This window comes from Mycobacteriales bacterium, from assembly GCA_036497565.1.
Classification (GTDB): Bacteria; Actinomycetota; Actinomycetes; order Mycobacteriales; family QHCD01; genus DASXJE01.
Genome location: DASXJE010000316.1, coordinates 1 through 4,750, shown reverse-complemented (window position 1 = coordinate 4,750; position 4,750 = coordinate 1). Strand labels below are relative to the sequence as shown.

Annotated in this window: 2 protein-coding genes; both read left to right on the top strand. The window is 74.0% G+C overall.

The annotated features are described in order from the left end of the window. Positions 1-3,658: DUF6603 domain-containing protein (locus tag VGH85_24255; GenBank protein HEY2176934.1), on the top strand; the 3,658-nt coding region annotated here is incomplete at its 5' end. A 1-nt stretch (position 3,659) separates the two neighbouring features. Beyond that, positions 3,660-4,750, top strand: a 1,091-nt coding sequence (locus VGH85_24250) for a hypothetical protein (protein ID HEY2176933.1), incomplete at its 3' end; no start/stop codon positions are given.

The following is a 4,750-nucleotide window of genomic DNA, read 5'->3' as shown; positions in this document are numbered from 1 at the left end:
GGGCGGCGACAACGCGGTGGCGCAGGGCCTGCTCGGCAACGCCGCACAGACGGGCAGCGGTGGCGATGCGACCGCGTTGCGTCCGGCGTTCAGCCCGGCGCTGGCGCTGCAGTACGCCGTCGGCGGCCGGCTGGAGTGGTCACTGCGGGCCGGCCCGGGCGACGGGCCGTGGTGGGTGCAGGTGCAGCGGCACTTCGGCCCGCTGTCGATTGAGCAGATCGGCTTCGGCGTCGACCAGGACGGCCACCAGGTCACGGGCGTGCGGGTGCTGCTGGACGGCGGCGTGTCGCTGGCCGGGCTCGCGTTGACGGTCGACGACCTGTCGATCGGCGCGCACTGGCCGACGGCTAGCGGCGGCGGGCCGCCGCTGACCGACCCCGCGGCGTGGAGCATTGACCTCGGCGGACTCGCGGTCGGTGCGACGGAGAGCAGCGTCAGCCTCGCCGGTGCGCTGCGCAAGCGCGCCAACCCGCCGGACTATGTGGGAATCCTGGTCGCGAAGGTCGGGCCGTACGGGCTGACTGCGTTCGGCGGTTACGGCAAATACGCCGTGCCCGGCGGCGACCAGTTCACCGCGCTGTTCGTCGTCGCCGCGGTCAGCGCCCCGATCGGCGGACCGCCGGCGTTCTTCATCACGGGCCTCGGCGGCGGCGCGGGCGTCAACCGGCGACTGGTTTTGCCCGCGACGCTGAACGACTTCCCCAATTACCCGCTGGTCGCCGCGCTCGATCCCAACAGCGCCCTGGCCCGCAACCCGGACGGGGCGCTCGACAGCCTCGCGGCGGCGTTCCCGCCGGAGCGCGGCTCGTTCTGGCTGGCCGCCGGAATCAGCTTCACGTCGTTCTCGCTCGTCGAGGTCGTCGCCGTGGTCGCGGTGTCGATCGGTGACGATCTGCAGATCGCGCTGCTCGGCCTGGCCCGTCTCGCGCTGCCCGCGCCCGAGGCCCCGATTGCGCAGCTGGAGCTGGCGCTGCAGGCGCGTTTCGCGTTGAAGGAGGGTGTGGTCAGTGTCCTCGCGCAGCTGACCGACAACTCCTGGCTGCTCTCGCCGTCCTGCCGGCTCACCGGCGGCTTCGCGTTCGTCTCGTTCTTCGGCGCCAACCCGCACGCCGGCGAGTTCGTCCTGTCGATCGGCGGCTACCACCCGGCGTTCCACCGCGACGGCTACCCGGTGGTGCCGCGGGTCGGATTCGTGTGGGCCATCAGCGACGTGCTCACCATCTCCGGCCAGTCCTACTTCGCGCTGACCAGTGAGGCGATCATGGCGGGGACGCGGTTCACCGCGTCGCTGAGCCTCGGACTCATCTGGGCGTCGCTGACCCTCGGGGTCGACGCGATCATCTACTTCGACCCGTTCCACTTCGTCGCCGACGGCTACGCGGCCATCGAGGCCGGCATCACCGTCGACATCGACTTCGGCTGGTTCGGGCACCTGCGGGTGAGCACGTCGTTCCACCTCGGCGCGACGGTGCACGTGGTGGGACCGAACTTCCACGGCTCGGCAACCATCGACCTCGACGTCACATCGGTGACCATCGCGTTCGGCGACAGCAGCGACCGCAGCACGGGGCCGCTGGACTGGGCCGGGTTCAGCGCGAAGTACCTCACCGCCGGTGGCGCGCCGGTGCTGTCCGCGATGCCGCAGAGCGGTCAGCTCATCGGAAGCCCGCAAGCCAGTGGGACGGCGTCCGACGACGGCAGCCAGGACCATCCGTGGCGGTTCGCGCCGGAGTGGTCGCTCGGCGTCGCGACGACGGCGGCGTCGACCCGCCTGCTCACCTCGGCCGGTGCGACACCGTTCTTCGTGTCGCAGACGGTCGGCATCGCCTCGATGGGGATTGCGAACCTGCTCTCGGATCTGTCCATCGAGGTGGACGGTCCGGCCGGTGCGCAGCAGATCACCGTCGGCGACGGCACGTCCGGGGTTCCCGGGTTGCACGTGACCCTCACGACGGCGCCCTTGCCGAAGGGCGTGTGGACCGCGAATCCGCCGCAGGGCCAGCTGCCGACCGGGGACACCGTCCGCGCCGGCACCGGTGCGGTGCTGATCGCCGCCGCGACCGCACCGACCGAGGCGATCGTGCTCGGCTTCCACCGGGTCGAGGTGGACGCGCAGGCCCGGCGGCCGTTGCCTTTTGCGGCCGAGCAGGCCGACCGCAGTCAGCGGGAGGCCGACGCCGGCGTGGCGAAGACGTTCGCCGTCGACAGGCCGGTCGATCCGCCGGCCGCGATCGCTGCCGCCATCGACTATCTGCGGACCGGTGCGCTCGCGCCGGGCCTGTCCCCGCTCGGTGCGGCGACGTTCACCCGCGACCGGGTCGCGCCGCCGAGCATCGGTCTGCTCACCGAAGGCATCGTGGCACCGGTCACCGCGGCGCCGCCGCTGCAGGCCGTCCAGCCGCCGGCCGCGCCGGCCCCGATCGACCTCACGGTCTACCCGCCGATCGTGACGGCGGTGCTCGCCGGCGACCCGGCGCCGGCGCAACGCCCGGTCGACCGGTCGAGCCTCGCCCCGGCGCCGGCAGCAACGCCGGTCGTCGCGGCGGCGGCCTCGGCCGCCGTACCCGCCGCCGCGCCGGGTGTGGTGCCCGGCGACGGCGCGCCGCGGATTCCGGCGCCGCAACTGGCCACCGTCCTGGCCGGCGCCGATCCCGCAATCGCCCAGGCGTTGCACCGTCAGCAGCCGCCGGTCGCGCCGACCGCGACCGGGCTGCGCCCGGCCGACGGCGGTCCGGTGACGCTGCGGGCCGGCGTCCCGGCCGAACTGCTGCGCGCGCCGGGCGTCGCCCCCGACCAGCGATCGCGCCTCGACACCGCGGGAACGTCGCTGGCAGGCGCCGGCCTGGCGCTGAACCCGGGCCAGCTGGTCGTCGTCGAGCTTCCCAACGCGCACCGTGACCTCGACGCAGGCGCCGCCCGACCGAGCCTGACCGTCGTCGGCACGGCCGCCGTCCGGGTGGTCGCGCTTTCCCGCGCCGGGGAGGTGCTCGCCGACTCGACCGTCGCCGCCGGTTCGGTGCCCATCCCGCAACACACTGGGCGGGTCGCGTTGTGGTGCGTGGGCGGCGACGGGAGCCGGCCCGCCGGGCTCGCCGGCTGGTACGGCGATGCCCGGCTCCCGCACGTCGGCTCGGGCGTCACACTCGCCTCCGACGCCGTCGTCAGCGGCGCCGCGCCGCCGCGGCGCGGCTCGCGGCAGGTGGCGGTCGGACACGTGCCCGGCGCGGCCGCCGTACGCGGCCGCGGGGTCGTCACCACCCGGTTGCCGGGCGACACCGCCACGGTGGTCGTGGCACTGCAGCCGGAGCCGGGCGCGGACCTCACCGGTCTGGTGCTGGGGGTCACCGGCGCGCGGCGGGCCGTCGGGGCGGACGGCGCCGCACTCGCCCCGACCCTGGTCGTCTGCGGCGGGCGGTCCCACCTGGTCTACCCGCTGAACCCGGATCCGGGCGCGACGTCGGTCGACGTGAGTGTCGGCAGCGATCTGGACTGGCGATTGCTCGGAGTTCTCGGTGCACCCGAGGGTGGTGGCCACGGAGCGGCGACGGTGGCGCAGCGCCTGGCCGATGCCGGCGGCGAGGCGCTGGCGGCGCCGCTGCTGCGGTCGCCGGTCGGGGCGGGCACCGTCACCTGGTCCGCGCCGATGAAGGAGGGCTGACGTGGTCGAGCCGGGCACGTTCGTACTGCACGACGCGGTGCGCCCGTCGCTGCCCGACGGCAGCTACACGTTGCGCGCGTCGCAGGCCGTATCGGCGCCGGGCGCGGCGATCCCCGATCTGCAACGGCATCTGCTGATCACCGGTCCCCGGTTCGCGCTGCCACCGGACCAGGTGCTCTCGACGTTCCCGCCGAACGACGCGGTCGGTGACTTCTCCACCCGGTTGCCGCAGATCGTGCTCCGTCGACGGACCCTGCCGTGGGAGCGGCGCAGCGGCGCCGCACAACCGGACGCGCCCTGGCTGGCGCTGGTCGTCATCGCCGATGGGGAGGGGCAACTTCTCACCGGTCAGCCGGCCGGCGCGGGGATGCCGGATCCGCAGGACCGCGACGCCGACACGTGCACGGTGCTGCGGGTCAGCGAGCGGGTCGTCGGGCAGGTGTTCCCGCGGCCGGCGGACTTGTCGCTGTTGTGCCACGTCCGCGAGGTCGACATCGCCGATACCGAGCTGGCGATGGGCGACGACGACGGATGGGTCGCGGTGGTGCTGGCCAATCGAATCCCGCAGCCCGGAATCCGCTACACCGCATGCCTGGTGAGCCTGGAAGGCCAGCTGGACCTGCTCACCAGCGCCGACGCGATCTCGGACTTCTTCACCAGCGTGACCGTTTACAGCCCGGCCGGTCAGGCGCCGTTGCCGCAGCCGGTGGCGCCGCCACCGCCGTCGCCGCGGCCGGCGGCGGTCGATGACGCCTGGTCGGTGTCACCCGACGTCACCGCCGCCGTGGGGGTGGCAAGTGACCCGCCCGCACCGACGGTGACCGGCACCAGCCAGTTCTTCGGGCTCGGCATCGGGCCGGTGATCTTTGACCCGGACACCAGCATCGTCGATTTCACCGTGCTCACGCACTGGTCGTTCACCTGCGCGGACGGCGGCGACTTCGCGTCGCTGCTGCAGGGCCTCGACGTCGGTGCGCTCGGCACCCTCCCGCCGGCCGATGCCGCCGCACCGCCCGCGACCCGCCCGGACCTGACGGTCACCGACACCGGACACGTCGAGGTGAGCTCGGTCAGCCGGCGGGCGGAGACCCG